At 54.9% G+C, this 4,186-nt stretch carries 3 protein-coding genes; 2 read left to right on the forward strand and 1 reads right to left on the reverse strand.

Going from position 1 to position 4,186, the window contains the following annotated elements:
* Nucleotides 1–203: 203 nt before the first annotated feature.
* Complete coding sequence (locus AB4043_RS16655) at nt 204–1,061, forward strand: DUF1684 domain-containing protein (RefSeq protein ID WP_442301833.1); 858 nt, start codon at nt 204–206, stop codon at nt 1,059–1,061.
* A 649-nt stretch (nt 1,062–1,710) separates the two neighbouring features.
* Here the strand turns inward: AB4043_RS16655 and AB4043_RS16660 are convergent.
* On the reverse strand, nt 1,711–2,655 hold the full coding sequence (locus AB4043_RS16660) for a rhodanese-like domain-containing protein (protein ID WP_442307560.1): 945 nt from the start codon (nt 2,653–2,655) through the stop codon (nt 1,711–1,713).
* A 547-nt stretch (nt 2,656–3,202) separates the two neighbouring features.
* Here AB4043_RS16660 and AB4043_RS16665 point away from each other — a divergent pair.
* The gene (locus AB4043_RS16665; protein WP_442301835.1) at nt 3,203–4,147 is read left to right on the forward strand and encodes an OsmC family protein; all 945 of its coding nucleotides are present in this window, start codon (nt 3,203–3,205) and stop codon (nt 4,145–4,147) included.
* Nucleotides 4,148–4,186: the final 39 nt, after the last annotated feature.

Consider the following 4,186-nt stretch of genomic DNA (forward strand, 5'->3'; position numbering starts at 1 on the left):
CAACAGAAACCACTCACAGATTCTGACTTCCGTGCAACCGATCAAAGAGGACGGCGCGCCCTTCTCTTCCCTATGTGCCGGGTCGTCAACAGAAACCACTCACAGATTCTGACTTCCGTGCAACCGATCAAAGAGGACGGCGCGCCCTTCTCTTCCCTATGTGCCGGGTCGTAAGCATTCTCGCCTTGATATCTGGCGCCTCCTTGATTGTCAACGCGCAACAGGCGGCCCCTTCGTATCTCACCTCGACACAAGCCTTTCGCACCAACCGCGCCAAAGCATTAGCAGCACCGGAAGGATGGCTTTCCCTCGTGGGTTTGGAGTGGCTGCATGAGGGTGCGAATACGGTAGGATCAGGAGCCGATAACAGCCTTCATCTACCTTCGAGTGCCCCAGCGCATTTGGCTGTCATCACTCAGAGCGGCGCTGGTGCTCATGCACAGCTTAAGATCTCTGTTCCGGTCGGCGGTTTTCCTGCGGACCTGAAGATCAACGGTTCTCCCACGGTGGAGGGCTCTCTCGCAAATGACGCCAAGATTAGCTTTGGAAGCTACACTATCCTGGTGCTCTCACGCGGCGACCGTCTGGCGCTCCGCATTAAAGACCTCAATGCCGAGACACGTACCCATTTCCATGGGCTCAATTGGTTTCCCGTGAAGAAGAGTTTTCGTGTCGACGCAACGTGGATTCCTTACGGAGAGCCGCACACGATAGCAATTTCCACTATCATCGGAACAACTCTGCATGAGAAGGTTCTCGGAGCGGCTGAGTTCACGCTAAATGGCAAACGTCTTCGGCTCGAGCCAATCGTTGAGGACGACAAGTTATTTTTTATTTTGCGCGATACTACCAGCCGCACCACCACCTATGAAGCTGCACGCTTCCTCTATACCGACTTTCCGTCACAGGGGCTGGCACACAAAGGTGAAGTTGCGCTCGATTTCAATCGCCTGGTCAATCCACCTTGTGCATACACCGCCTTTGCGACATGCCCTCTGCCACCACTGGGAAATCGGTTGACGGTCCCAATTCCTGCAGGTGAGAAGCGTTACCATGATTAAGACTGGCGGCTCCTCCGAAGCGAAGTGTGACTCCCTGGAATGCCCGCCCCTTAGGTCAATGAAAAACAAACGGGGTAGCAAAAGTACCCACCAGGACGGACACTCTTCTCATTCCCGCCTGTGAGCGTGTTTTCTCCACAGCCATGGCGGAATCTCAATCGACAGCTGTAAGTTATGAGGAATCTCGGATGGCAAACGGGCAAACCCCTCCCACAACTCGCGTATGGACAATCACCCAACGAAGAGAAGTACTAGTGCAGCAAATACCGTTAGAAGCTCAAGCTTCCCTTTGATCTTGCGTGAGCAAGGCCGCTCCTAAGGGATAGCCAGGGTAACAGACCATCGTATTTCCAAAAGGCTGGATCGCAACTTGGCGGTGGGGATAGCCCCTCAGTGCCAAGGTCGATAAGAGGGCGAAGGACTCATGGGCCGTGTTTTACACCACCAATACAAAACCTGATCCAGAGTGATCTGATGAGCGGTGAAGATTCCCATAATTCGGTCTGGCGACAACACAGACAGAGAACCGAGACACGCTCGTCAAAGCATGTATGACCGTCAAAAAGTGTCATGTGCAAAGCCACCATGATGGAAACGTACCTGATGCTCCGTGGGAGGCCAATTCTCTTCAGCCCCATGGAGCATTTCTTCAGGGCACAATCGGCAGCCCTGCTGCGCGCCACGCATGAAACCCACCAGCGATGTCCGTCGCGCGCCAGAGTCCAAGATACTGCAGAGCTGCGGCTGCGAGGCTTGAAGTATAACCTTCGGAGCAGAACACAATTACTCGGAGATCATGATTAGTAGCAACTGGCAGTCGCGCGCTGGAAGTTGGGTCGAACCGCCACTCGAGAACGTTACGCTCGATAATCAACGCGCCCGGGATATTCCCTTCGATCGCACGCTGCCCCTCGGGACGAATATCGACGAGTATCGCTCCTTCGGCGGCCACTCGATAGGCTTCATCCGGAGATAGACGGCGTAGTCGGCTACGCGCCGTCGCCAGCATTTGCTCAATGCTGAACGCGCTCGGCTTGCTTTTTCGGTTATCTGTCCGCATGTGCCATTCCTGATGAAGTGCCTCAGCCCGTTCCGACAAGCCTTCGCGCGGAACGAGTTGATTCCCCTCCAACTCATATTCGTTCATATCGGTGAGCGGAGGCGAATACGCGTGAATGCTGATCGCTGGTGCGAAGGAGTTATTGCGGACGTCATGAGCGTAATCACGGCCGAATGCGCGTGGCTCACCCGGATGAATCACAAGTGGCTGCTCACCGGCACGATGTTCCTCAAGGATGCCCATTGCTACGACGAAGGCTCCCGAGGACTCACCATGGTCGTGGAAGCCGGTGGATTGTCCAGGTAGCCAACTGATTGCCCAAATGTCATGGTCCGGACCGTGATATAGCCGCTCATACCATCGGTGTTCGGTCCGAAGCCGCACCCGGTCAATCCATTCATCCGACAGAGCGAACGACGAAACGATGTTAGTGAGTTCCTCAGGCGTTCTCAAAATCGCGCAGGAATGGCTCTTTGCTGGTGTGGATGTGCTGCTCGCAGCAGCTACCAATGGTTCCTCAGTTGCAAGTTGCATAGACTCTTTCCAAAGCTCAATCCGCAAAACAAACCAGGTACGCAGGCCGGCTTGGGACGGATATCCGGGCAAAGATTGGGATCTTGGATGAGCTTTGGGAGGGCGTATCAGGAATACCCGAGAATGTCGCTGCTCACCCTTTAAGGGGCTGGTCGCAGCGGCAACAATAAAGCAGAGAAAACGCCATATTCTGACGCTAACATGGGCTCAAGAATGGGGTCAACTTCGAACATCGGACAAGGCGGTCCATGGGGAAGAGTTCGCTTTAGCACGCGGCATACCCAACTTCAGCCTTATTGGGTATATTAGGCCTATGACTTACATCCAAGTACGAATTGGTTGTTGTCACTAGCGTTCCGCCCGCAGCTGCGGTGCCTGCACGTTGGGTGTAGGACGCCATCCTTACCAAGGATGGCATGCCCATTCTTTCACTTTCCCCAATAAGATAAGCTCGCTCAGATCGGGCGCGAGAAGAACATTTGCTCATCGCCGGGTATCTGGACCTGGAGCAGATTTGTGGCCTCGCCGCATACAGGAGACTCTTCTAATGGAGACCCACATGGATGCCATACGGAAACATTACCCACAGCTGAGAGCGATTACCCTCGGTGTAGCACTCGCAAGTCAATTCGCGATAACCAATCAGCCATTGTTCGCGCAGGCCACACATACCTCTCAGGACTGGGCGCAAACGCCACCGCCTTTCGATGACGGCGATTCCCTGAGGGACTTTCAGGCGCGGCTACGCTCCTCTCTCTTCCTGTTGCGCGGCCAAGCCCAAACGAGCGAGCCGGTAAAGCTTACCGGAACCGTCACCGCAGTCAGCCGGACCGGCTTACGTCGTCTACGTATTCGCGAGTTTCAATTACTGAGCGACGGAGGTCGTGAAACCGGCGAATTCAATCTTGCCGCGGGTTCATGGCCAAGCGTAGTCAGCGCACTGGGTAGTGCATTGGCCGGTGACTATCTCGTACAGGCAACGGTTAAGGGAATCCCCATCGATGGCCTTGAGGTAATTTTCACCAGTAAGCCTGGCACTGCGCCATCGCAAACGACTGGTGCTCAAGTAACCTATCCCCGCAACCTCGCTTACATCGTCTTCATCACGTCTCCGGCTACCGATGCGCAACTTGAGGACTTGCGGAAGACGGTCGAGCGTGTCTCGCCGGTATTCCACCTCGTTGCCGACGCACAGAAGGTGGATCACGGCAAGCTTTACTACACGCAAACGCCTCTCAAACGAGAGGGCAAGACTCTCGATGGCCTTCGCGAGTTTCTGGCCGATAAGTATGCCAGCACGCAAGGAGCGACTCCAATCGAAGGCCCGAGCCCGAAGCAGGCTCCCGATGATTGGAGGCAGCCGCTACGCGCTCATATCAAGGTGGAAGGCGGCACTGGCATCAGGAACATCCGAACAGATATCAGTAATTTCCAAGTCATTCATGACTATCCGCGCTACCTGGGTGGGTGTAGGAGGTCAAGAGGTTGTTGACATCTGGAGCCTGCTGATGGGCGGGCGTAGGTTGAGGCT

The sequence above is a fragment of the Terriglobus sp. YAF25 genome (genome assembly GCF_052113305.1).
GTDB lineage: Bacteria > Acidobacteriota > Terriglobia > Terriglobales > Acidobacteriaceae > Terriglobus.